At 55.1% G+C, this 22317-nt stretch carries 18 protein-coding genes; 6 read left to right on the top strand and 12 right to left on the bottom strand.

The features are described from left to right. Nucleotides 1–53: 53 nt before the first annotated feature. Complete coding sequence (locus NR126_RS04460) at nt 54–623, top strand: hypothetical protein (RefSeq protein WP_256829754.1); 570 nt, start codon at nt 54–56, stop codon at nt 621–623. Nucleotides 624–692: 69 nt separating this feature from the next. After that, nucleotides 693–989: a hypothetical protein gene (locus tag NR126_RS04455; RefSeq protein ID WP_160106025.1), complete on the top strand. Its 297-nt coding sequence runs from the start codon at nt 693–695 to the stop codon at nt 987–989. Between the two features lie 73 nt (nt 990–1062). Here the strand turns inward: NR126_RS04455 and NR126_RS04450 are convergent, their stop codons facing one another. From NR126_RS04450 to NR126_RS04415, 8 genes are all read right to left on the bottom strand, one after another. Next, nucleotides 1063–1281: a hypothetical protein gene (locus tag NR126_RS04450; protein WP_256829752.1), complete on the bottom strand. Its 219-nt coding sequence runs from the start codon at nt 1279–1281 to the stop codon at nt 1063–1065. 113 nt (nt 1282–1394) lie between these two features. Beyond that, nucleotides 1395–1832 carry an antitoxin Xre-like helix-turn-helix domain-containing protein gene (locus NR126_RS04445; RefSeq protein ID WP_256829751.1) on the bottom strand — a complete coding sequence of 146 codons (438 nt, stop codon included), beginning with the start codon at nt 1830–1832 and terminating at the stop codon, nt 1395–1397. A gap of 27 nt (nt 1833–1859) precedes the next feature. Beyond that, entirely contained in the window at nt 1860–2213 is a 354-nt protein-coding gene (locus tag NR126_RS04440; RefSeq protein ID WP_163943660.1) for a hypothetical protein, read from the bottom strand. Nucleotides 2214–2344: 131 nt separating this feature from the next. Further along, on the bottom strand, nt 2345–2701 hold the full coding sequence (locus tag NR126_RS04435; protein WP_256829749.1) for a hypothetical protein: 357 nt from the start codon (nt 2699–2701) through the stop codon (nt 2345–2347). A gap of 95 nt (nt 2702–2796) precedes the next feature. Beyond that, nucleotides 2797–4662, bottom strand: coding sequence for a TniQ family protein (locus NR126_RS04430; protein ID WP_256829748.1), 1866 nt, complete (start codon nt 4660–4662; stop codon nt 2797–2799). Then, complete coding sequence (locus tag NR126_RS04425) at nt 4659–5603, bottom strand: TniB family NTP-binding protein (protein WP_256829747.1); 945 nt, start codon at nt 5601–5603, stop codon at nt 4659–4661. Before NR126_RS04425 ends, NR126_RS04430 begins: the two co-directional genes overlap by 4 nt. Continuing rightward, nucleotides 5600–7567, bottom strand: a complete 1968-nt coding sequence (locus NR126_RS04420; RefSeq protein WP_256829746.1) for a Mu transposase C-terminal domain-containing protein — start codon at nt 7565–7567, stop codon at nt 5600–5602. Before NR126_RS04420 ends, NR126_RS04425 begins: the two co-directional genes overlap by 4 nt. Then, nucleotides 7564–8217, bottom strand: coding sequence for a TnsA endonuclease N-terminal domain-containing protein (locus NR126_RS04415; RefSeq protein WP_256829744.1), 654 nt, complete (start codon nt 8215–8217; stop codon nt 7564–7566). Before NR126_RS04415 ends, NR126_RS04420 begins: the two co-directional genes overlap by 4 nt. Nucleotides 8218–8738: 521 nt before the next feature. On the opposite strand from NR126_RS04415, the gene NR126_RS04410 reads away from it, so the two are divergent. The 4 genes from NR126_RS04410 to NR126_RS04395 all read left to right on the top strand — a co-directional run bounded on the left by NR126_RS04410 (nt 8739) and on the right by NR126_RS04395 (nt 16168). Further along, nucleotides 8739–10496 (top strand): N-6 DNA methylase, encoded by a 1758-nt coding sequence (locus NR126_RS04410; protein WP_256829743.1) that lies wholly within the window; start codon nt 8739–8741, stop codon nt 10494–10496. A 490-nt stretch (nt 10497–10986) separates the two neighbouring features. After that, nucleotides 10987–13374, top strand: coding sequence for an EcoAI/FtnUII family type I restriction enzme subunit R (gene hsdR / locus NR126_RS04405; protein WP_256829741.1), 2388 nt, complete (start codon nt 10987–10989; stop codon nt 13372–13374). 26 nt (nt 13375–13400) lie between these two features. Continuing rightward, nucleotides 13401–14825 carry an N-6 DNA methylase gene (locus NR126_RS04400; protein ID WP_256829740.1) on the top strand — a complete coding sequence of 475 codons (1425 nt, stop codon included), beginning with the start codon at nt 13401–13403 and terminating at the stop codon, nt 14823–14825. After that, nucleotides 14825–16168 carry a restriction endonuclease subunit S gene (locus tag NR126_RS04395; RefSeq protein ID WP_256829739.1) on the top strand — a complete coding sequence of 448 codons (1344 nt, stop codon included), beginning with the start codon at nt 14825–14827 and terminating at the stop codon, nt 16166–16168. The genes NR126_RS04400 and NR126_RS04395 overlap by 1 nt, the downstream gene beginning before the upstream one ends. A gap of 431 nt (nt 16169–16599) precedes the next feature. Here NR126_RS04395 and NR126_RS04390 read toward each other — a convergent pair whose 3' ends face one another. From NR126_RS04390 to dnaN, 4 genes are all read right to left on the bottom strand, one after another. Next, nucleotides 16600–16743 carry an IS66 family insertion sequence element accessory protein TnpB gene (locus tag NR126_RS04390; RefSeq protein WP_256829737.1) on the bottom strand — a complete coding sequence of 48 codons (144 nt, stop codon included), beginning with the start codon at nt 16741–16743 and terminating at the stop codon, nt 16600–16602. A 916-nt stretch (nt 16744–17659) separates the two neighbouring features. Further along, complete coding sequence (gyrB, locus tag NR126_RS04385) at nt 17660–20077, bottom strand: DNA topoisomerase (ATP-hydrolyzing) subunit B (protein ID WP_027616688.1); 2418 nt, start codon at nt 20075–20077, stop codon at nt 17660–17662. A 4-nt stretch (nt 20078–20081) separates the two neighbouring features. After that, nucleotides 20082–21185: a DNA replication/repair protein RecF gene (gene recF, locus NR126_RS04380; RefSeq protein WP_027616689.1), complete on the bottom strand. Its 1104-nt coding sequence runs from the start codon at nt 21183–21185 to the stop codon at nt 20082–20084. A gap of 20 nt (nt 21186–21205) precedes the next feature. Continuing rightward, the gene (dnaN, locus tag NR126_RS04375) at nt 21206–22309 is read right to left on the bottom strand and encodes a DNA polymerase III subunit beta (protein WP_027616690.1); all 1104 of its coding nucleotides are present in this window, start codon (nt 22307–22309) and stop codon (nt 21206–21208) included. Nucleotides 22310–22317 lie beyond the last annotated feature (8 nt).

The following is a 22317-nucleotide window of genomic DNA, read 5'->3' as shown; positions in this document are numbered from 1 at the left end:
GTCCTACCGCCCCGTAGTAGCGCCTCACGTTACGCCCCTAAAAGGAATGCACCATGGCTCGTACCTTGCTGGATGTCCAACTCGCCCGCCTGCTGTACCCGCTGCTGATCGAACTCGCCACCGCTCGCCAAACCCTGACCTACAAACAACTGATCGAGCGCGCCCAGGGGCGCTACCCGGAAGATCAACGGGTGGCCAACCTGATTCCGGTGCGCATGGGGCGCATCCTGTGGGTGATCTACGACTTTGTGGCCGCGCGCGAACTGCCGCGTTTGACCCTGATCATCGTCAGCGCCGGGGATCAGTACCCCGGCAGCGCCATGTGGCAGCACGATTGCCTCGCCGAACAACAACGTTGCTTTGCGTTCGATTGGTCCACGGTCGATCAGGCCTTTGACCTGTACGGCCAGCACAGTGAAAAAGCGGTCACGCCCCTGCGGCGTGTCCCCCGTGAGCAAGCGAAACAGCTGATGGCCGCCCACTACCACGATCCGGCGAATGTTTACCCGAGCGGCATTCGCGCTCTGCGCGAAGCCATTATCGAAAACATCATGAACGGCCTGTCGGTGGCGGAGGCGTTTGACATCGAAGCGCAGCTGCTGGCGCCGTCGGCGCACGCATAACCACTCTGGTTCACCGTTTAACTAGCCGACCTAACGCTTGCTTACCCGCTCTCAATAAGGAACTCTGCGATGAACTGTTTCCAGTGGAATATCGACACCCTCGCTTCGCTAGGTCGTATTTTTTTGCACGAGGTGAAGACGAAACTGCGATGCATTGACGGGGCAACCGTGCAATTCGGGAAAATGGGGCAGGGCATACACCCCAATTATCAAGTGTGTTTTCCCAATGGCACCGTGAACACCTATCGCGGCGCCAATCACACCCCCTTTTTGCCGCCTGGTGCTTTTAAGCCGGGACACATCTCCCAGCCGTTTTTCGTAGCGGACCTTCAGCGTGCCTTCGACGCCGCCGTCGCTGCCCGCTAGAGGAGGCAAACCGCTGCGCTGCCTCATCACGAGACTCCGCAGCGGTCGCTTTGTCCCCCTTCGTGGCAGGGGCCTAGGACGACCAACCAGGCACTCGCGCGCCGGCCGGGGTTTCTGCCATCAGCTCATCCAGTGTCAGCTGCTGGCGTACCGACCTGAGCACCAAGGTGTCTTGCTCGAACACGGCGCAATGCATGGCTGAACCGGCCACCAGGTTGTTTTCCAACACAAACGCATTTGGCACGGTAAAAACCAGCGCCCCGTGCCAATGACGAAGAACAACTGTGCTCATGATTTAATCCTCAACTGGGGTGAACGCCGTCAGGCGCCATTCCATCCGATTCCTTCAGGCACACTCGCCGCAACGACCCAAGGCGAGGCAGGCGCAGCACGACATCACCGACTTCAGCTTAAAACCCCGTGCTCGATTTGCCCCACCAACGTGAGTAGCGCCTGTCGCTCCACCTGAGTGCCGAGCAGGTTGTTTGCGCAGCGGCCACCGAGGCCATGCATCGGCTTGCCCATCCATGCCTGAGCTTGAGCCACATCGCCTTCAAATAAGGCGTAGACGCGCGTGAGGACCACAACCAATTGAAAGAGCTGATCACTTTCGCCGGGCGTAAACCGTCCCGATTGACGTCGACGTCGCAGCGTTGAAGCGGGTATCGCCAGTCGCTCGCGCAGCTGCTTCGGCGTCAGCTGGAACTCATGGCCCACACGCTCAAGGATGCAGAAGGGGAAACCCGCTCGAATCAGGGTCAGCAGTGCATCGCCTTGTGCAGGGATTCCCAAGCGTACCCAGCCTACTTCCTCGGCACAGCGGTCAACGATCCAAGAGCGCATGTTCACCCCCTGCCTGGATAGGCCGCGTCAATGTAGGCAGTAACGCGAGCCGAGCCTCGCGGCCGTTTTGAACAAAGCGAGCAAATGCTCCAACGATTGTCGCCCGCCATGCGAGTGAAAGCTCACCACCAAAAAGCATTCGTGTTCACAGGTTTCGATCAGGTACCGGCGTGTGTACTCCACTACCTGAGTGATCGGCTCGGACAGGATCAAGGTCCCGTCGGGGTAGGTAGGGCTTTTATACACCCGTCCGACCACGCAATAGCTGCTGATGTAAGCGTCCAGCACGTACCCCGTAATGAACGCTCCGGGGTAGTTCTCCAGCAGGGCGGTGAGCAGCAGGCTTTTTTTATGCGGCGTCAATTTACGCAACCCGTTCATGCTGTCCCCTGACCTGATGATCGACCTGTCACGGCGCGGCGCACTACCCTCAAGGCGGCTTCCCACCGCCGATCCGCCATACACGGCGATACTGGCGTGGGAGCGGCCTTGAACCGTCAATCCCTCGGCCCTCAATGACGGTGGCGAGCGGTCGGATGAAACCCCTTCTGCAAGATCTCGATGAACACGCCCAATGATCGACGGCCACCCGCCGCGGCAAAACTGGCAATCACATAACGGCTGCCACTTTCCGTTTCACAAATCCAATGACGTCGGTATTCTTCGAGGCGGAAAATATCGGAGGTGCGAATGGTATGCCCATCTTGAAACCAGCCATCGGCCCTCGCTCTGACATGACCGTATACCTGCCCTACACAGCAACACGCGACAATCCGCGCATTGACGATGTAACCCGTGACCGGCCCCTCGAATTCAGTGCGCGTAGCACGTGCCAACTGGCGTAAGGCATAACGACTGGCGGTGAACATTGCTTGCCTCCTGAACTAGCGGTTTAACCCAGGCCTCAGCGATCAGAGGCTGAGTGGTGTTGTGCAACCCGCTTCACATTACGCAAACCATCGCGCTACGCTGACCCGGTACAAGCACTGGGTTGTGCACGTTTGCTGGACTGCGCAGCGCTTACCAGGTCGTCGATGCGAAGCAACATGCCACGGCGAGTTCCCTGACCCGTTCTGGGGGCCAGCGCAGGCTGAACCCCTACGGGCTTCAATCGATTCAACAGCCAGATCGACCGGGTGTTGGTTCGGCGGGCAAGATCGGCGAGTACCGCGAACTCCGACATGAACGTCAACAGATCAGCCAGGGGAATCACCCAATGCGGTTTGCCGCTGACTGACTCTTGGCGAGCGGCCAGAAGGCCTGTCTCAATCCATTCCTTGATCGACTCATGCTTCCAACCTTGCATCCGTGCGAGCTGGGTGATGCTCAACACCATTTCTGGCTGTTCATCGTCAAAACACGCTTTGAGTTCGGCCAGGTCGAAGCGAAGTCCAGAGATGCCCGGTACTCCAGCGATGACCGCCACAGGGAGGATTTCTTGGTGCAGTATTTTTTGCAGGACCAGGCAAATAGCCCTGTCCGGGATACCTCGTCTGATCGAAATATCTTGGAGTCCAGTCCACGTCGACTTATCCACATCTCTGTGCTGAATACCCTGATGAAGGCGAACCACCAGCGCCTCGACATCCGCCGCCAGAAATTCTGCGGAGACCAGTGGCGGACGTTGAGACTTGGTTTTTCTATCCAAGGCTCCAGATTGCATGAGCCGTTCAAAAACCAGCTTGCTGACACCCAGCCGACGACGGACTTCCGTAGTGGTCAGAAACCGCAGGCGGTCTTGGCGGACCTTTTCAACCACGTCGCGGTGAATCGACACGAATCGATTCTTGCCTTTAACGGTCACTTTGCCCTTGATCTCTCCTGTGGTGACGGCCGATCGCACCAGCTCCGAGCCTATACCGATCAGGCGTCCTGCTTCTTCCGAAGACAGCCAGCACTTGTCCTGTAGGTGTTGGGGATCAATGGTGCTGATTCTCAGGTTAAGGTGTCCGTCAAAGTTCAGCGACAGGTGCTGGACCAACGCTTGCCGTAGGCAGTCATACGCCGGATCGGTATAGCGCTGATGCAGCTCGCGGTACCAACCGCCCAAGCGCTTGGCCAGACCGGGTCCTTCGGTACTAGCCAAGCGAGCGCCCAGGGCCTCATCAAAGCGCGTCGGCCATGACCACAGGAGGCCAAAGCCGGTTTGCGCCGATACGATCAATGCACCGACCGACGCTTTGCCGCGCGAGGATTTGGTCGCGGAAATTTCATCGTTCTTAGCCGTGAAGTGCTTACCCAGCAGGTAGAGGAGGTCGACCACACCGGCGGGCGGTGAGCCCGTGCGCCATGCCGGTGGTAGCGAGTGCCGGGCCGGGTGCTCAATGCCCAGCAGGAAGGCTGACAGCGCCAGCGACTCCTCACTGGCCGCGACGGGTGGGCCCAGGGCGTAGGCATGACCACACGCACAGCGATCAAGCGGACTGTCAGCATTGATGCCTTGGCCACAGGCCACGCAACTGGCCACAAGTTGGATGTTGTGACGTGGGCAAGCGGTCACCAGTACATGACTCCACCCGAGGCGTTGATAAGGCTTGTCCGCCATACACTGCGGACAGACTTTGTCGCCATTGCGACACTGGTATTTCGGCCGGAGGATTACGTTCTCGCTGTCTGGAGCCAGCTGGCGAATAGCCAAATCCACGGCATCGACGTCCAACTCCGCTGCGAGTCGGGCAAGCTCAGCCTCGTTGAAGGTCAACCTGAACTTCATCCCGAAGCTGGCCAAGAGCGACTTAACCCCTGGGGCCCAATTATGCTCACTCACACGCCTCAGGAAGCCATGCAGCGACTCGTCAGAATGCGGTTGAAGGCGAACGATCAAACTCATGGCTTCACTCCTTGAAGTACGCCTTTAGGCATGGCCATGTGCGACTCGATCAGCATCTTGGCGAATCCCTGTCCGAGGAGGCTGTCGACAGGCGGATTGCCTTCAAACGGATTGAATTCGAGAAACCGGGTATTCACCGCTTCGGCATAGGCGCGAACCAGGGTCTTCAGAGTGATGCAGTGATCTTTGGCCAAGTGCTCCGCAGCGTGAAACAACTTCACCAACATGCCAATCCGACCGAGGCAGGCTGCATAAACACGTTTGGCATAGTCCAGATCCCTGGCATCGGGCACGCTCCAGCCTGCGTCGCTAAAGGCTTCGCTCAGCGACAACAGAGCACCACGAAACGCCAGTTGCTCACTGTTATCGTTCCAGTTGTAAGGCCGAAATTCGAACACGGCTTCAGCGCGGTCGCGCAATTGTTCATTACGCGCCAAAACCTCGTTTGCCAGAGGCAATCCGGTGAGTACCAAAGTCAGGTTCATTTCTTCGCCCAGCACCTTCAACCAGTCCGCCGCTTCCCGGGCGGCGGTGCGAGAACCACGCTCGGCAAAATGCTGCATTTCGTCGAAGACCAGGACTCTCGTCTGGGTGATTTTGATCAGCTCGCAGGCCATCCGGGTCAGCTCCTCCGAGCTGGAGCGGTTGTAGCGCGGGGAACCCAGGCCCTCCAGCAAGGCGATAGGCAACGAGCGACGGGTCGGATTAACCGGTGTCACCACTCGCACGATAGGCATTCGCCGAATGCCATCGACCACTTTGGGCACGTTGTCGGCCATGACTGTTTTGATCAATTCACTCTTACCGACCCGAGTCGGGCCGAAGATCGGCAGAATCAACGATTCGCCGGCCAGGCCGCGCCTGACCGTCGACTCCAAACGGTCCAATGCCTGACTGAATGTGGCGTGCTCGATCAACTCGTACTTCACCAGCGCATTCATTCGGCGTCTCCTTGGCCTGATTTCTTACGGCGCGGCGCAGCCGTGAGCGTGGCCACCGATGACGGTGTTTCAGTGATCGCCTCAACAACTGGCCGGGGCGGCTCTTGACGCTGCGCCTCAAGCCGCTTTTCTTCGCGCTCCAGACTTCGGGCAGCGCGATTCTGATCCTTCATGCGCCCCCCAGCTGCCCGTTCACGTATTCCCCGGAGCATTTGCATATGCTCGATCTGATAGTTCTCGCCCGACAGTTCGGCATCGGACTTCCTAAGCGCACGGCGAATCTTTCGCGCCTCTTCAAAGCTAATTAGAGGCATGCTCGTTAGCCGGTTGTGGGCTTCGATCAATACGCCAGCATCGCTGGGGTCGACCACAAAAACCGAGCGGCAGTCGAGCGGATTGAATCGTACCTTGACCTTGGTTTTTTGCCCCCTGCGTTGGTACAGCTTGCTCAATTCAAGGCTGTTGTACGTCATGGTTTGGTAACAGACACCCTCTCGGCTCAGCGTCAGTTCATCCACGTTGTAGCGCAAGCAAGCATTCCTAAACTCTTCAGGATCCGGTGGTGGTATCAGGACGTAGCGTTGTTTCAACAACTCCATGGCCCGTGCTGGCGAGCAGCCCGGTTCAAAGCGGTACTCCAGACGTTGAGAAGGCGTCTGCATATACACGTCTGCGACCCACTTGATGATCAAGGCCTCCAACTCCTGGACGGTATACAAGCGCTCCTTCATCGCACGGCCAATCGGATCACGCTCGAATTTCGACTGGGACTTGGTGGAGCCTGGCAGCGTATTGATCAGGCCGGCTTTCAGCGTGCCGAAGAACCGCTCAATGAAGGGCTTGGCTTGGGGCTTGCCAGCCATCGGATAGTCGATGGTGGTGTTCAAGTAGCGCAGTGCGTTCAACACCAGACCGCCGTGATGCTCTTGCGCATTGTCGAGCACCATCGTCTCGATCGCCGCCGGCACCAACCATGGGTGATTCAGGCCGTAGCGCTCGCTGAACGCCTCGCCTTTAGGCGAAAAGCAAAACTCCAACGCCGACAGTACAAAGTCCTGCGAGGGTTTCGCGATGCAACATTTCACCATGACTACCCCACCGGAGGCCACGTCGATACCCACATAACAGTTAGCCCTACCAATCAGCTTGCCATGAACATCGCAGCAAAAAATGTCCAGGGGCGTAGCATCGACTTCCACCCGTTCGTAGGGGCGTTCCACCAACAACTTGCGGATGGCCGCTCGCATCTCTTGATCAAGTGTGGCTTTCGAAACGCGGCCAGGGGCAATAAGCGTCTGCTCCAACTCACGAATACGCCGAGAAACACTGCGGCGCGAAATCCCACGAAATCGAGTATTGCGTTGGGCTGCGCGCGCCCGACATTGATCATTCACCAACTTGGTGATCTGGGTGACGTTGAACTTGTCGGTGTGAAAATAGGACCGCATGATTTCATCGACCACGGTTTCTTCGAAATCCAGATCATCCGGGGTCTGCATCCGACGTTTGTTACCACGGGCACTGAAACGGGGTGCCAGTTGGTCCGGTGAACCAGCAAGCGCGGACGATTTGCGCCAGCGCTGAATCGTCCGTATGGAGGGTAGGGGCAGGTTCTGCTCGACACAGTGGGCTTGAAGACGCTCAATCGTTGCCGTCCAAGAACAGCCATCACGACGCGCCTCTTTAATGTATTCGAGCAGCTCTAGTCGTTGGTCGAGCCCCCCACGCTCCGTCTGCGTTAGGTTGCGCACCGGCATGGGCTGGACAGCGGATACTGTTGGACCGTAGCTGCGGCGATACTGACCCTGTGCGAACCGCTGCTGAAAATCGTCGATTCTCAACACGAACTCTTCGCCTAGCGACCCTTGCAAAACGATCTGGGAAATTTCGGGGCGAATGGACACCACCCGGCGCACTTGGTCGCGCTCCAAGATGATGCTATCGACCGCCAGCGCGCGACTCATGGGCGCACCTGCAAAAGCTGAAAGTGCGACAGATCGCCATAGGCCGCGTGAACCTCGCTGGTGGGCGAGAAGAGCGATTTGGAAAAGTCGGCGCTCAACAGGCCCGCCAGAAGGCCCGCAAGCACGCCGACGCGGCCAGACGTCAAGCGCAGGGCAAGCTCTTCAACCGACCAGCAGGTTGCGGAGTTGAGCAGGGCGCTGATCTCTCTCTCCGCTGTGGAACGAAGTGGCTCAAGATAGCCCGCTCGGAGCAGGTGCAGGCTGGACAGCGCCTGCATGACCGTAGGAGAAACGGCGGTGTCGAACACCACCATGAAACCAATACCGTGCTGACGAAGACAGTCTTCAATCTCCCCGCGTTTCGCTTCGAACGCCTCACGGAACCGATAGTGCTTGGCTTCAATGGCCAATACGCTGCCATCATCCAACCGACAGAGGAAGTCGGGGGTGTAGAAGCGCGGTTTGACGCCTGGGCGTTTGAGGTAATGCTGGCGAGAAGGCAGTACGGTGTTGCTCTGCAATTCGAGCGTGAAGGGTTGCGCCGCAAGCTCGGTTACACGCGGATCAATGTCCAGCATCAATCCCACATCGCGCTCAAGGCCGCTCTCAACGCGCAATTCGCCGCCTTTGCCCTTCAGGGACTTGAGCACGAGTGCACGTCGGCCGCGCCGAACTCTGCGGGCAACATCTCTAGCTGAAGTGGGACTATCGGTGTCTCGGATCATGCGGGTGCTCCTACGATGCACAAAGTGTTAATCGCCGTAGGAGAAAGTCAAATGACTTAATATCTAAGTAACTACAAAATTTGAATACAGTAATACATACAAAAACAATCAAACAAAATTTCTATAGGCATTTCAACTGATTGAAAAAATCCTTAAATATCAATGCAATATAATAAAACCAAAACCACTAAAAACTTTAAGACCAGCGGTCATGCGTCCGCTGATATAAAACTCAGCACTTCGCAAAGATGCACTGAATAACAGCGTTAGAGAGGGCGCCATTCAAGTCGGGAAAAGCACCTACACCCCACTGGAAAACGCTAGCCGATCCTTCCCCGATGGCGAGAAGTGTAACCATCTCATAAAAAGTAGTCAATACTTTTTGACTGACGAAGCGATTGCGACTAGCCTTGTGCGTCTATCTTCTCTACACGCATGTGACGTCTATGACCCGGGACGAGCAAATTTTCAACACATTGGTCGGCGGAGCTACGGCGTTCCCGGCGGCCGACGCGACCCTACTGGCTCTGCAAATCACGGCATGGGCGCGTTTGTCGCGGCTCGGTCAATTGCCCGCCGATCTCAGCTTGTCCAGTCAACGTGAGCTGTCCCCGAACGCGCAAGCAGACAACTTCAGACGTGTGCAACCGTTGATTTCCCCGCAACTAGGTCACACGCTTGCGAAGACCGAACCCACGCTCTCACAGCCCCTGCCGCGGCTGATCGAACAGGCCATGCGGCTGGAGGAGCAAGGGCAGCTGCGCGAGTGGAATGCGGATGATGTGCTGTACTGGTCGTCCGATCGGAACTTGGCACACAGCGCTTACGACCCCAGTCTTGCCAGGTTCCTGGTTTCACTCGCGACCTCAGACTCACCGGCCCAGGTCTACCTGCCGTGGGAAAATTCCGGCCAACTGGCGGCGCGCTGTATCCGGAAAAACATTGATTGCTGGACGGAATCCTCCGCGCCAGTGGCGGCAGAACTGGTGCTGGCACAATTGAATGGTGCGCGTCCTGATGTTCACCGGAACGACCCCGTGTTAATGCCCACCTTGACTGAGCAGGGCCAACTCAAAACTTTCCCGGTCAGCCTGTGCATCCTCGAACACGGACGGCGTTACACCGCCACGGATGTGGAACATGATCCACACGCGCGATTTCCGGAAAAGACGCAGTCGAGCATGGTGTTGAACTTGCGGCATCTCCTCGCGCAGACCAGTGGCAAAATCATTGCGGTCGTTCCCAACAGTGTGCTCTTCAATGCGGGCGCTGAACGGTTGCTTCGAGCCGATTTGCTTCAGAAGCGCATGATCCACTCGGTCATTGCCCTGCCAGGCGGGTTGTTCGCCGGGTCTGCTGCTGCCTCGGTGCTGATTCTCGACACGGTAAATCCTTCCGACACCATTCGATTCGTGAAAGTGACGGATGAGTTCACGGCCAGCGGACCTAAAAAACGCACTGAGCTGGTCAGACTGCCGGAACTGCTGCGAACGGTGAGAGATCGCGACAACAATGCCATGGCAGTGAAAATGGCCGTCAACGACATTCCACGCGACGAATGCAACCTGGAAGTGAGCCGCTACTTACTTGGTGAGCAGGCACACAAACTGGACGTCCTGCTGGCCACTCAACCCACGACCAAATTGCTCGATCACTTCGACATCGTTCGCGCCCGCCAGTACGCCACGACCCTACAAGGGGTGCCGGTTCAAGAAATTCAGGCAGCAGACCTCCCCGACTTTGGCCACGTGCAGCGTGCCAGCAAAGACTCGTTGTTCGATCTCAGAACACCGAAAGCACTGAGCTATTTTGTCGAGCGGGACGACGTATTGATCTGCATGAAGGGGGCAGCGGGGAAGGTCGGCCTCGTGAAGTCGGCACCAGACAGCGGGGCCGGAGGCTGGGTCGCCGGTCAGTCACTGGCCATTTTGCGCGCGCGCTCCCCGGGACAGTACGATCCTGGCGCGCTGATGGTCTACTTACGCTCTCCCATGGGACAAGCCCAACTCAGCCGATTGGTCGTGGGTAGCAGCACACCCACCCTTCAGGGTTCAGCACTCAAAGTAATGGAAATTCCGGCGCTGAACATCGTGCAACAGGGCATGGCCAGCGAAGCGCTGGCGGAAGAAGCGGCAGTGCAATCGGAGATTGACCGCCTACGTCAGAAGCAATCGCAAATCGCCTCGGCGCTTTGGGCGCTGTGAATAGAGCTTGAGGGGCAATTTTGAACTGCGTTTCCGCCACGCGGGCATTTCATCGAGTCGGCAGGCTGCGCGTAATTAGACGTTATGGTCAATTGCCATCCACGTTTAGCCTAACCTGCTACACCTGGATCCATAATTTGGTAACCGGCCCCCCTACCTTGGGCTATACGGGAGCCCCTCGACCGGCTCCGCCTGCTGCTGTATACACAGATCGATGCATCCCGGCTCAGCCGCTTGCATGGTGGCACCTGCCGGACATGGATACTTTCGACAACCTGGAAAACGGACTGGCCAGATCAACGCTATGCGTTTCATGACGGCGCCCCAATGCACAATAACCTTCGTACTAAATAGAAAAGGTGGTGTGGGGAAGGCGATTAAAACGCTCAAAATCGGTCGCTTCACTCACTGGACTGCTCTTTTTCTCGCCTGTTAGCTTACTCGTTATAAGTCCAAACTACCCATAGAAACTAAAGGAACTAGCCCTCGGATGACGAATAAAAAAGACCTATCGGAACGCGATATCTGCACAAAGTTCATCACGCCTGCGCTGGAGAAAGCTGGCTGGGATATGCAGAAACAAGTCCGTGAAGAAGTAGGCTTCACCGATGGCCGCATATATGTCAAAGGCAACCTCACCACTCGCGGCAAGCGCAAGCGGGCAGATTACATTCTTTACTACAAACCGAATATTCCGGTAGCCATCATCGAGGCCAAGGACAACAAGCAATCGGTTATGGCTGGTATTCAGCAGGGGTTGGATTACGCCACCATTCTGGATATTCCTACGGTGTTCAGCAGTAATGGTGACGGTTTCTACGAACACGATCGCACCGCTTCCAGTGGCAATGTTGAGCGTGAAATCCCGCTGCATGAATTTCCTAGCCCCGAGCAATTGTGGGTGCGTTATAAACGCTACAAAGGTATCGTCACGCAGGAAGCCGAACACATCAGCGCTCAGGATTATTTTTTTGACGGCAGCAGTCGCAGTCCTCGTTACTATCAGCAAATCGCCATAAATCGCACAGTAGAGGCCATTGCCAAGGGGCAGCAGCGCATCTTGCTGACCATGGCCACCGGTACCGGCAAAACCTACACAGCCTTCCAGATCATCCACCGTTTGTGGAAAGCCGGAGCGAAAAAGCGCATCCTGTTTCTGGCAGATCGCAATGCTTTGATTGACCAAACCCGCCGTGGAGACTTCCGTCATTTCAAAGACAAGATGACGGTCATCAAGCACAAGAAAATTGACAAGTCCTACGAAATCTATCTGGCGCTCTATCAAGGCCTCACTAACTACGACGAAGAAAAAGACGCCTTCCGAGAATTCAGTTCTGATTTTTTTGATCTAATCATCATCGACGAGTGTCACCGTGGCAGCGCTTCTGAAGATAGTGCATGGCGCGAGATTCTAGATTATTTCAAAGCGGCTACTCACATCGGCCTGACGGCAACGCCCAAAGAAACGGAAACTGCTTCCAGTACCGAATATTTCGGCGACCCTATTTACACTTATTCACTCAAACAAGGGATACAAGATGGTTTTCTCGCCCCTTACAAGGTGTTGCGTGTGGGCCTAAATGTTGATCTGGAAGGCTGGCGACCGGAAGCGGGGAAAACCGATAAAAGTGGCCGACTGGTGGATGACCGTATCTACAACCGAAAGGATTATGACAAGAATCTTGTTATCGATGAGCGTACAGAAGCGGTAGCCAACAAAATCACCGAATACCTGATAAAAACCAACCGTTTAGACAAGGCTATAGTGTTTTGTGTAGATATTGACCACGCGCAACGGATGCGGTCTGCACTGGCTAATGCAAACAGCGACCTGATGGCGCAGAACCCCAAGTACGTGATGCAAATCACCGGCGATAACGACGAAGGCAAGCGCGAGCTGGATAACTTTATCAACCCGGAAGAGCCCTACCCGGTGATCGCCACCACCTCCAAGCTAATGACCACTGGCGTCGATGCGCAAACCTGTAAACTAATTGTGCTCGATAGCAATATCAGCTCCATGACCGAGTTTAAGCAGATAATAGGGCGCGGCACTCGCATCAATGAAGAGTTTGGTAAAACCTTTTTTACCATTCTCGATTTCCGCAATGTCACCGACCTGTTTGCTGACCCTAATTTCGATGGAGACCCGGTGCGGGTCAAGGAGTTGGGGGAAGATGAAGAATTTGAAACGCCGGAAGAGGAACTGACCGAAGACGACACCATCACTGATGAGGAAGGAAAAGAGATCATCTTCGAGCCTCCAACCGAGCCATCGGATATCATCACCGGAGGCGATATCATTAGCGAGCCGCGCGCCAAGTACTACGTCAACGGAGTCAATGTATCCATACTTAACGAACGTATTCAGTACATGGATGGCAACGGCAAGCTGATCACAGGCAGCTTGAAAGACTACACCCGGCAGAAAGTGCGCGAGCAATACCAGTCCCTGAATGACTTTCTAACCAAATGGCACAACGCCGACAAAAAGCAAGCCATTATCGACGAGCTTACCGAGCAAGGCATCGTGCTGGAAAACCTCAAAGAAGCCATTGGCAAGGAAATGGATATTTTCGACATGATCTGCCACACCGCCTTTGATCAGCCGCCACTCACTCGCGCCCAGCGCGCCAAACAAGTACGAAAGCGCGATGTATTCACTGAATACGGCGACCAGGCACGCAAGGTACTGGAAGCCCTGCTGGAAAAATACGCTGACGAAGGCATCGAAAACATCGAAGACATTAAGGTGCTCAAGGTTAACCCCTTTGACCAATTCGGCACCCCGACTGAAATCATCAAACTCTTTGGCGGCAAGCAGCAATACTTGCAGGCCTTAAGCCAGCTGGAAGAAGCGCTGTACCAAGCGGCGTGAAGAACTAACAAGCGAGCAGTAATTTAATGGCAAACGTATCAGGCATCGTAAAATCCGCCCGCAACATCATGCGGCAAGACACTGGCACCGGCAGCGACGAGCTGCGCATCCTACAACTGGGCTGGATGCTGTTTCTGAAAATATTCAGTGATAAAGATAAAGAGCTGGAGCTGATGGACGACAACTACACATCACCCATCCCCACTGAACTGCACTGGAGTGGATGGGCCGGTGATGATGAAGGAATGACCGGAGACAAGCTGTTGCAGTTTGTTGATCGCAAGCTATTCCCGACGCTGTCGGAGATAGATCTGTCTACCGCCAAACGCCGAGCGGTGTTGGTGCATGAGGTATTCGCCAACAACTACAACTACATGAAATCCGGCATTCACCTGCGTCAGGTGATCAACAAGCTCAACGAAATTGACTTCAACAACAGTAAAGACTTGCACCTGTTCGGCCAGATTTACGAAACCTTCCTAAGCGAGCTTCAAAGTGCCGGTACCTTGGGCGAGTTCTACACCCCGCGCGCGATTACTCAGTTTATGACCGAGATGGTCAACCCCGCCCACGGTGAAACAGTGCTCGACCCTGCTTGTGGCACCGGTGGCTTTTTAACCGCAGTGATCGAACACCTCAAGGCCACCGCCAACAACGTTGCCGAGCGCGAAGCCATTGGCCACAATGTCCTCGGCTGGGAGTACAAGCCGCTGCCCTATATGCTGGCCAACACCAACCTGATTCTGCATGACATTGTCACCCCCAACATCCAGTTTGGTGACTCCCTGCACCGTCCCCTGAGCGAATATACCCGCAAAGACAGAGTTGACGTGATTATCGCCAATCCGCCTTTTGGTGGCGTGGTATCCAACAACAACGAGAACAACTTCCCGCAAACCTACCGCACCAAGGAATCGGCGGATCTGTTTTTGATCCTGATGATCCACCTGCTCAAAGAGGGAGGCCGCGCTGCCATCGTTCTGCCTGATGGCTCGCTCACTGGAGATGGCGTCAAGCAACGCATCCGCCAGAAGCTGCTAGAAGATTGCAACCTGCACACCATCGTGCGCCTGCCAAATTCTGTGTTCCAGCCTTATGCCTCGGTTGCGACCAATCTGCTGTTCTTTACCAAGGGCAAGCCAACGCAGAATATCTGGTACTACGAGCACAAACTACCCGAAGGCTACAAGGCCTACTCCAAAACCAAGCCGATCCAATTGGCCGAGTTTGACATACTGAAAAGCTGGTGGAACAACCGCGAAGTCATAGATCAGGCCTGGCAGGTCGATATCGATACCATCAAAGCCAATGGCTACAACCTGGACATCAAAAATCCACACCGCGTCGAAGAGGAAAAGCAACATAGCAGCACCGAGCTTCTCGACCTACTTCATCAGTCTTTTACCAAGGGCGATCAGTTGCTGGAGAAATTGCGGAAGGAACTGGTGTAGTGAAGACTTGGAAAAAAGTAAAAGTTGGAGACTTTCTGTTTGAGCGAGAAGGTCGCTACAAGCCTGACTCTCAGGAAATTGCTGGGCTGAAACGAATCGACAAAATTGATTTTTCTGGCAACTTTCATATTGCCAATAAGCCTAGTAAAACTGACATGATTCTGATAAAGCCAGGTGATTTGGTGATTTCCGGAATTAATGTTGCGAAAGGGGCGCTTGGCGTATATCACGGACAAGAGTATGTCACAGCGACCATTCACTATTCGTCTTACACTTTTGATGAAGGCAAGGTGAGCGTTGAGTATTTCAAGCGTTTCTTAAAGTCGCCATTGTTTATTCAATTACTTAAAGAGCAAGTGAAAGGTGGAATTAAGACTGAAATAAAACCAAAGCATCTTTTGCCTCTTGAAATCATGTTGCCAGATAAGCAGGAGCAGTTGGCTATTCTCAAGCGTTTTCAACGTATCGAGAATGAGGATAGGGAGATTAAATCCGAACTCACCAATCAACAAATCCTACTCAAAAAGCTTCGTCAGCAGATTTTGCAGGAAGCCATTGAGGGCAAGCTCACCGCCGGCTGGCGTGCGCAAAATCTCGATATGGAACCGGCCAACATACTGCTCAAACGCATCGCTGCTGAAAGGGCGAAACTGGTCAAAAACAATAAAATCAAAGCACAAAAGCCGCTGCCGCCAATCAAGGATGAGGAGAAGCCATTTGAACTACCACAGGGGTGGGAGTGGTGTCGGATGGGAAGCTACGCTTTTTTTGAACGGGGAAAATTCTCGATCAGGCCAAGAAACGACCCTAGTTGCTTCGGTGGCGAATATCCGTTTATACAAATTGGAAGTTTGGATCAGACCGGTTCTCTCATAAAGCATTTCCGACAAACTTTAAATAAAAAAGGTTTCGAAGCTTCTAAAAGTTTTGAGATGGGGACAATTGCCATAGCGATTGTTGGTGGAACCATTGGGAATCTTGGGGTTTTAGGTCGAGATATGTGCTTTCCAGACAGTATGGTAGGTGTTCGTCCAGATGCGATGAAGAATCAAGACTTTATTCTAAATTTATTGCGATATCACCAACCAGCAGTAAAGAAGGCTGCCTACCAAATGGCTGGCCAGCCAAATATCAAGCTGCCAACTTTGAACAATTTAGTTTGCGCTATCCCCTCAATCGAAGAGCAAGCTGTGATTTTAGTGAAAATTAACAATCTTCTCGATCTCTGCGACCAGCTCGAAGCCAAGATTACCCAAAATCAAGTTCACGCCGAGCAACTGATGCAGGCGGTATTAAAAGAAGCCTTTAGTCACAACAGCGAGGCCAAGTCAAAAAACCCCTGACCACGCTTAACAAGATCGCCAAGCTGGAATTAGTCTCCACGACTCTGGCCGCCTGACTCTGTGAGTTTGATTAAGGCAGCTCATTGGCAGATGGGGTAGCGGCTATCTCGTGGACTAGCTTTTCGTTAACCGACTTTTGATCAGTTATTCTCGACGCGCTGAATCAACTGCGCTGCCTAGGTACAAGGCACGCAGTCTTCAGGGTTTAATAATCGAGATTTGGATGCGAAGTCATGCCACCGATTTTGCCAGAGAGTACCAATGACGGCAGGGCAGGGATTAAACCACCGAAATAATTTTCCCGGAGCCAATGCGCTGCCAAGGTAAACCGAGTAACTAGAACTGAAGTTGCTAGGCATCCAACCCAACTTCGGAACCATGCCACACTCCAGGCCAAAAAAACTACCCTCGTTGCAAACGCCGAGCGAAAATCAGATCCCCATGCCATCATGCACCAGCACTTTCATGCGATTGGCGCGACGGTTAACGAGCGCGTAAGCACAATTCGCGTTAGCCGCACCGAACAACGCAACGGCCCGAGTAAGCGCGGTGTCGTTGCTGACATGCATGTCCATCGTCGTTTCCGAGCCAGATGATGTCGATGAGGATCACAGCGTAACTCCCCGAACGAATCAAGCACAGCCGTCAGGATCGTAGGTCGGACATTTCGCGGTCATCGCTGCTTGTCCACATGACAACTCGATGCTACGAATTTCTCGTCGTGAATGTTTGGTTCCAGCCTCACCGACAAGAAAGAGGGTAAGTCAGTGAGTTGCCGATCTACGTAAAGCGGCAACCATTAGCGCAGGACGTTGGCATTGATACCGTAATTCATCGCGACGCTGACAAAAGGTGCACGCGGTTGCAGGCACTCCGGACGATTTGTGCTGTGAAGGGCTTCGGGTAAGGGGTTCGTTAGCGCCGAGCGAACTGCTTGTTGAGGCTAAAATGGTGTCCACTCAATATGATGGACACCTTTGCCCTAAACGATGTTATCAGGAATGCGTGTTGCCGGACGGGTGAAGAAATTGTTGAGGAGAGCAGGACTAAACACTGCCTCACCTAGGCATTTTTGTCTGATTGCCAGGCTTCTCAGCAGCTCGGTCGGTCATCTACAACGAAAATGCCCTGCTGACGCTCCTCAGAAGGGGCTTTCTATTTCGAGCTATTGCCCAATTACTTTGGCCGAAGCGGCAAATAACTTTGTCCACCTACAGCAGCCAAGCAGCCAAGCAGCCAAGCAGCCAAGCAGCCAAGCAGCCAAGCAGCCAAGCAGCCAAGCAAGGGTGTGGTTCGTTTCGATGAAACCGCAACCATGTTCCATCGCATCGCCCATAAAAAGGCCCAAACAAGGGCTGCAAGTACGGTGTTTATCGTTTGGGGTAGGTTAGAGCCACAAAGAAAAACCCCGCCACAACGGACGGGGTTTTCTTTAGACGGCGACAGTAACTCGCCCACTTGCGACACTTAATGTGCCCATCGACAGCGGGATCAGAAATCCAGGTTCGACACGGCCAGAGCGTTGCTTTCGATGAAGTCACGACGAGGTTCGACCGCATCACCCATCAGGGTGTTGAAGATCTGGTCCGCGCCAATGGCGTCTTCAATGGTCACTTTAAGCATCCGGCGCTGGGCAGGATCCATGGTGGTTTCCCACAGCTGATCCGGGTTCATCTCGCCCAGACCTTTGTATCGTTGGATGGTGTGACGCTTGGTGCTTTCAGCCATCAGCCACTCAAGGGCTTCCTTGAACTCGGTGACCGGCTTCTTGCGCTCGCCGCGCTGGATGTAGGCACCCTCGTCGAGCAAAGTGCTCAGCTGAGCGCCCAGGGACACCACGGTCTTGTAATCGTTACTGCTGAAGAAGTCACGGTTGAAGGTGACGTAGTTCGACAAGCCATGAGAGATCAATTCGACCTCTGGCAGCCAGACGTTACGCTCGCGGTCTTCACGTAGGCTGGCTTTGTACACCAGGCCGGACTTCTCGACAGTGCGCAGACGCACTTCGTACTGGGCCAGCCATTCCTGCATGGCAGCGTGGTCGGACAGTTGCTCCATGCTCACAGGCGGCAGGTAGATGAAGTGCTCAGTCAGCTCCTGTGGGTACAGACGCGACAGGCGCTTGAGGGTCTTCATCACCAGGCGGAAGTCGTTGACCAGACGCTCTAGCGCGCCACCGGAGATACCCGGTGCGTCTTCGTTCAGGTGCAGGCTGGCATCTTCCAGGGCCGACTGCGTCATGTACTCTTCCATGGCGTCGTCGTCTTTGATGTATTGCTCTTGCTTGCCTTTCTTCACTTTGTACAACGGCGGCTGGGCGATGTAGATGTAGCCACGCTCGATCAGCTCCGGCAACTGACGGAAGAAGAAGGTCAGCAGCAGGGTACGGATGTGCGAACCGTCGACGTCAGCATCGGTCATGATGATGATGTTATGGTAGCGCAGCTTGTCGATGTTGTATTCCTCACGGCCGATACCGCAGCCCAGCGCCGTGATCAAGGTGCCCACTTCCTGGGAAGAGATCATCTTGTCGAAACGTGCTTTCTCGACGTTGAGGATCTTGCCCTTCAACGGCAGGATGGCCTGGGTACGACGGTTGCGCCCCTGCTTGGCGGAGCCGCCAGCAGAGTCACCTTCCACAAGGTACAGTTCGGAAAGGGCAGGGTCTTTTTCCTGGCAGTCCGCCAGCTTGCCCGGCAGGCCGGCGATGTCCAGCGCGCCTTTACGACGGGTCATCTCACGGGCTTTACGCGCCGCTTCACGGGCACGTGCCGCATCGATCATCTTGCCGACAACCAGCTTGGCTTCGTTCGGGTTTTCCAGCAGGAAGTCGGAGAAGTACTTGCCCATTTCCTGTTCGACAGCGGTCTTCACTTCGGAAGACACCAGCTTGTCCTTGGTCTGGGAGCTGAACTTCGGATCCGGGACTTTCACCGAAATAATCGCCGTCAGGCCTTCACGAGCATCATCACCGGTAGTGGCGACCTTGTGCTTCTTCGCCAGGCCTTCGGCTTCGATGTAGGTGTTCAGGTTACGGGTCAGTGCGGAACGGAAACCCACCAGGTGAGTACCGCCATCGCGCTGTGGAATGTTGTTGGTGAAGCACAACAGATTCTCGTTGAAGCTGTCGTTCCACTGCAGGGCGATTTCTACGCCGATGCCGTCTTCACGCTGGATGTTGAAGTGAAACACCTGGTTGACCGCAGTCTTGTTGGTGTTCAGGTATTCAACGAACGCACGCAAGCCACCTTCGTATTTGAACAGCTCCTCCTTGCCACTGCGCTCATCCTTGAGGACGATGCCGACACCGGAGTTGAGGAAGGACAGTTCACGAATCCGCTTGGCCAGAATGTCCCAGCTGAAGTGGATGTTCTTGAAGGTTTCGCTCGAGGCCTTGAAGTGGATCTGGGTGCCGGTGGTTTCGCTGTCGCCAACGATGGCCATCGGAGCCTGTGGAACGCCGTGGACGTAGGTCTGCTCCCAGATCTTGCCGCTGCGGCGTACGGTCAGGACCAGCTCCTCGGAGAGGGCGTTCACTACCGATACACCTACACCGTGCAGACCGCCGGAGACTTTATAGGAATTGTCGTCGAACTTACCGCCAGCGTGGAGGACGGTCATGATGACCTCGGCGGCGGAAACGCCTTCCTCTTTGTGCACGTCTACCGGGATGCCACGGCCGTTGTCTCGAACGGTGATGGACTCATCCGGGTGGATGATGATGCTGATGTCGTCGCAGTAGCCAGCCAGGGCTTCGTCGATCGAGTTATCGACCACCTCGAACACCATGTGGTGCAGACCGCTGCCATCGTCTGTGTCACCAATGTACATACCGGGACGTTTGCGTACGGCATCCAGGCCTTTCAGCACTTTAATGCTCGTTGAGTCGTACGTATTTTCTTCGCTCATGCCTTCACTCCCGATGGTCGTGGGTCTGGGTGATACGGCCCTGTTCCACGTGGAACAGGGCAACTGGCGTTTCCGTCTGCCAGCCTTCCCTCAATAATTCGTGATCTACACAGGTGATAAATACCTGGCAGCGTAAGTCTTCCAGCAAACGGCAAAGCGCGCGGCGGTGTTGCTCATCCAGTTCCGACGGCAAATCATCCACCAGATAAATACATTGGCCGCGCCGGGCTTGGCTGACCAAGTGCCCTTGGGCAATTCGCAACGCACAGACCACCAGCTTTTGCTGTCCGCGAGACAGAATGTCCGCAGCATTGTGGGCGCCCAATCTAAGGCGCAAATCAGCGCGTTGTGGTCCGGCCTGGGTGTGCCCCATTTGCTGATCCCGGTGAACGGACGCAGCGAGCACGGCACTCAGCTCACGCTCTTTGTCCCAACCCCGGTAATAGCTCAGCGTCAAACCTTCGAGTTCAACGAGTTCGCTCAAAGTTTGTTCAAAGACTGGTTTCAAGGCTTTGATATAGGCGCGACGGTATTCATCAATTTCAGCGCTGGCCTGGCACAATTCTCTGTCCCAAACCGCTTGCGAAACGGCGTCAAGTGTACCATGCCGAAGCCAAGAGTTTCTCTGGCGCAGGGCCTTCTGCAGGCGCTGCCAGGTCGACATGAAACGCGGTTCCACGTGAAACACGCCCCAGTCGAGGAACTGCCGACGAATCTTCGGCGCGCCTTCCAGCAAGCGAAAACTGTCAGGGTTGATCAACTGAAGTGGCAGGATTTCTGCTAATTGCGCAGCACTGCGGGCGTTTTGCCCGTCGATGCGAATTTGAAACTCTCCTTGGCGATCCCTCGATATACCGAGCGCGCTCTGACCACCTTCGGCCAACTCGACTTGACCGAAGACAGTGCAGGCCAACTGCTCATACTGGATAACCGGCAGCAGGCGCGTGCTACGGAACGAACGGGCAAGACCGAGTAGGTGGATGGCTTCCAACACACTGGTTTTACCGCTGCCGTTGGCGCCGTACAGGATATTGATGCGGGGAGAGGGGGAGAAGGTCACCGGGTGCAGATTGCGCACCGCGGTGACCGAAACACGACTGAGGGACATCTAGCGGATACAGGACATGTTTACAGACGCATCGGCATGACAACGTAAGCCGAATCGTCGTTGTCGGACTCTTGCACCAGCGCACTGCTGTTGGAGTCCGACAGAATCAGGCGCACCTGCTCGGTGGTCATCACGCCCAGCACGTCCAGCAGATAGCTGACGTTAAAGCCGATTTCCAGCGAGCCGCCGTTGTACTCAACGCCAACTTCCTCTTCCGCCTCTTCCTGTTCCGGGTTATTGGCCTGAATCTTCAACTGACCATTGGCCAATTGCAGGCGGATGCCGCGGTACTTTTCGTTGGACAGAATTGCTGTACGGCTGAAGGCTTCACGCAGTGCCTGACGATCACCCAGTACCAGCTTGTCGCCACCTTTCGGCAGGACGCGCTCGTAGTCCGGGAATTTGCCATCGACCAACTTCGAGGTGAAGGTGAACTCGCCGGTGGTGGCGCGAATGTGATGCTGTCCCAGGACGATACTGACGTTACCGTCCGGCTCGGTGAGCAACCGCGCCAGTTCCAGGATGCCTTTGCGTGGAACGATCACCTGATGACGGTCTGGCTGACCGATGTCGGCCTGCATCGAGCACATGGCCAGGCGATGTCCATCGGTAGCCACCGCACGAATAACCCCGGCCGACACTTCAAGGAGCATGCCGTTGAGGTAATAGCGAACATCCTGCTGCGCCATGGCAAAGCTGGTGCGTTCGATCAGACGACGCAGTTTGCTTTGTTCCAGGCTGCACGTCAGCGAGCCAGGACCTTCTTCCACAGTCGGGAAGTCGTTGGCAGGCAGCGTCGACAGGGTGAAACGGCTACGGCCGGCCTTGACCACGAGCTTCTGCTCATCGACCTTGATGTCGATCAGCGCGTCGTTGGGCAGGCTTTTGCAGATGTCCATCAGCTTGCGCGCCGGCACAGTGATTTCGCCTGGCTCGGCAGGCTCTTCAAGTTGCACACGACCGACCAGTTCGACTTCCAGGTCGGTACCGGTCAGCGACAACTGCTGGCCTTCGACAACCAACAGCACGTTGGAAAGTACCGGCAAGGTCTGTCGGCGCTCGACGACGCCTGCGACCAGTTGCAGGGGTTTCAACAGGGCTTCGCGTTGAATGGTGAAATGCATGGTCTAGT

It is taken from the genome of Pseudomonas sp. Pse1, from assembly GCF_024519635.1.
Taxonomy (GTDB): Bacteria; Pseudomonadota; Gammaproteobacteria; order Pseudomonadales; family Pseudomonadaceae; genus Aquipseudomonas.
Note: the sequence above shows the minus strand (reverse complement) of the source record. Positions and strands in the feature narration are given on the sequence as shown.

Coding starts and splice junctions, on each gene's coding strand:
- NR126_RS04450 (WP_256829752.1), bottom strand. CDS start 1,281: ATGAGCACAGTTGTTCTTCGTCATTGGCACGGGGCGCTGGTTTTTACC.
- NR126_RS04425 (WP_256829747.1), bottom strand. CDS start 5,603: ATGAATGCGCTGGTGAAGTACGAGTTGATCGAGCACGCCACATTCAGT.
- hsdR (WP_256829741.1), top strand. CDS start 10,987: ATGACGAATAAAAAAGACCTATCGGAACGCGATATCTGCACAAAGTTC.
- dnaN (WP_027616690.1), bottom strand. CDS start 22,309: ATGCATTTCACCATTCAACGCGAAGCCCTGTTGAAACCCCTGCAACTG.
- NR126_RS04460 (WP_256829754.1), top strand. CDS start 54: ATGGCTCGTACCTTGCTGGATGTCCAACTCGCCCGCCTGCTGTACCCG.
- NR126_RS04410 (WP_256829743.1), top strand. CDS start 8,739: ATGACCCGGGACGAGCAAATTTTCAACACATTGGTCGGCGGAGCTACG.
- NR126_RS04390 (WP_256829737.1), bottom strand. CDS start 16,743: ATGGACATGCATGTCAGCAACGACACCGCGCTTACTCGGGCCGTTGCG.
- recF (WP_027616689.1), bottom strand. CDS start 21,185: ATGTCCCTCAGTCGTGTTTCGGTCACCGCGGTGCGCAATCTGCACCCG.
- NR126_RS04440 (WP_163943660.1), bottom strand. CDS start 2,213: ATGAACGGGTTGCGTAAATTGACGCCGCATAAAAAAAGCCTGCTGCTC.
- NR126_RS04400 (WP_256829740.1), top strand. CDS start 13,401: ATGGCAAACGTATCAGGCATCGTAAAATCCGCCCGCAACATCATGCGG.
- NR126_RS04430 (WP_256829748.1), bottom strand. CDS start 4,662: ATGAGTTTGATCGTTCGCCTTCAACCGCATTCTGACGAGTCGCTGCAT.
- NR126_RS04420 (WP_256829746.1), bottom strand. CDS start 7,567: ATGAGTCGCGCGCTGGCGGTCGATAGCATCATCTTGGAGCGCGACCAA.
- NR126_RS04435 (WP_256829749.1), bottom strand. CDS start 2,701: ATGTTCACCGCCAGTCGTTATGCCTTACGCCAGTTGGCACGTGCTACG.
- gyrB (WP_027616688.1), bottom strand. CDS start 20,077: ATGAGCGAAGAAAATACGTACGACTCAACGAGCATTAAAGTGCTGAAA.
- NR126_RS04455 (WP_160106025.1), top strand. CDS start 693: ATGAACTGTTTCCAGTGGAATATCGACACCCTCGCTTCGCTAGGTCGT.
- NR126_RS04445 (WP_256829751.1), bottom strand. CDS start 1,832: ATGCGCTCTTGGATCGTTGACCGCTGTGCCGAGGAAGTAGGCTGGGTA.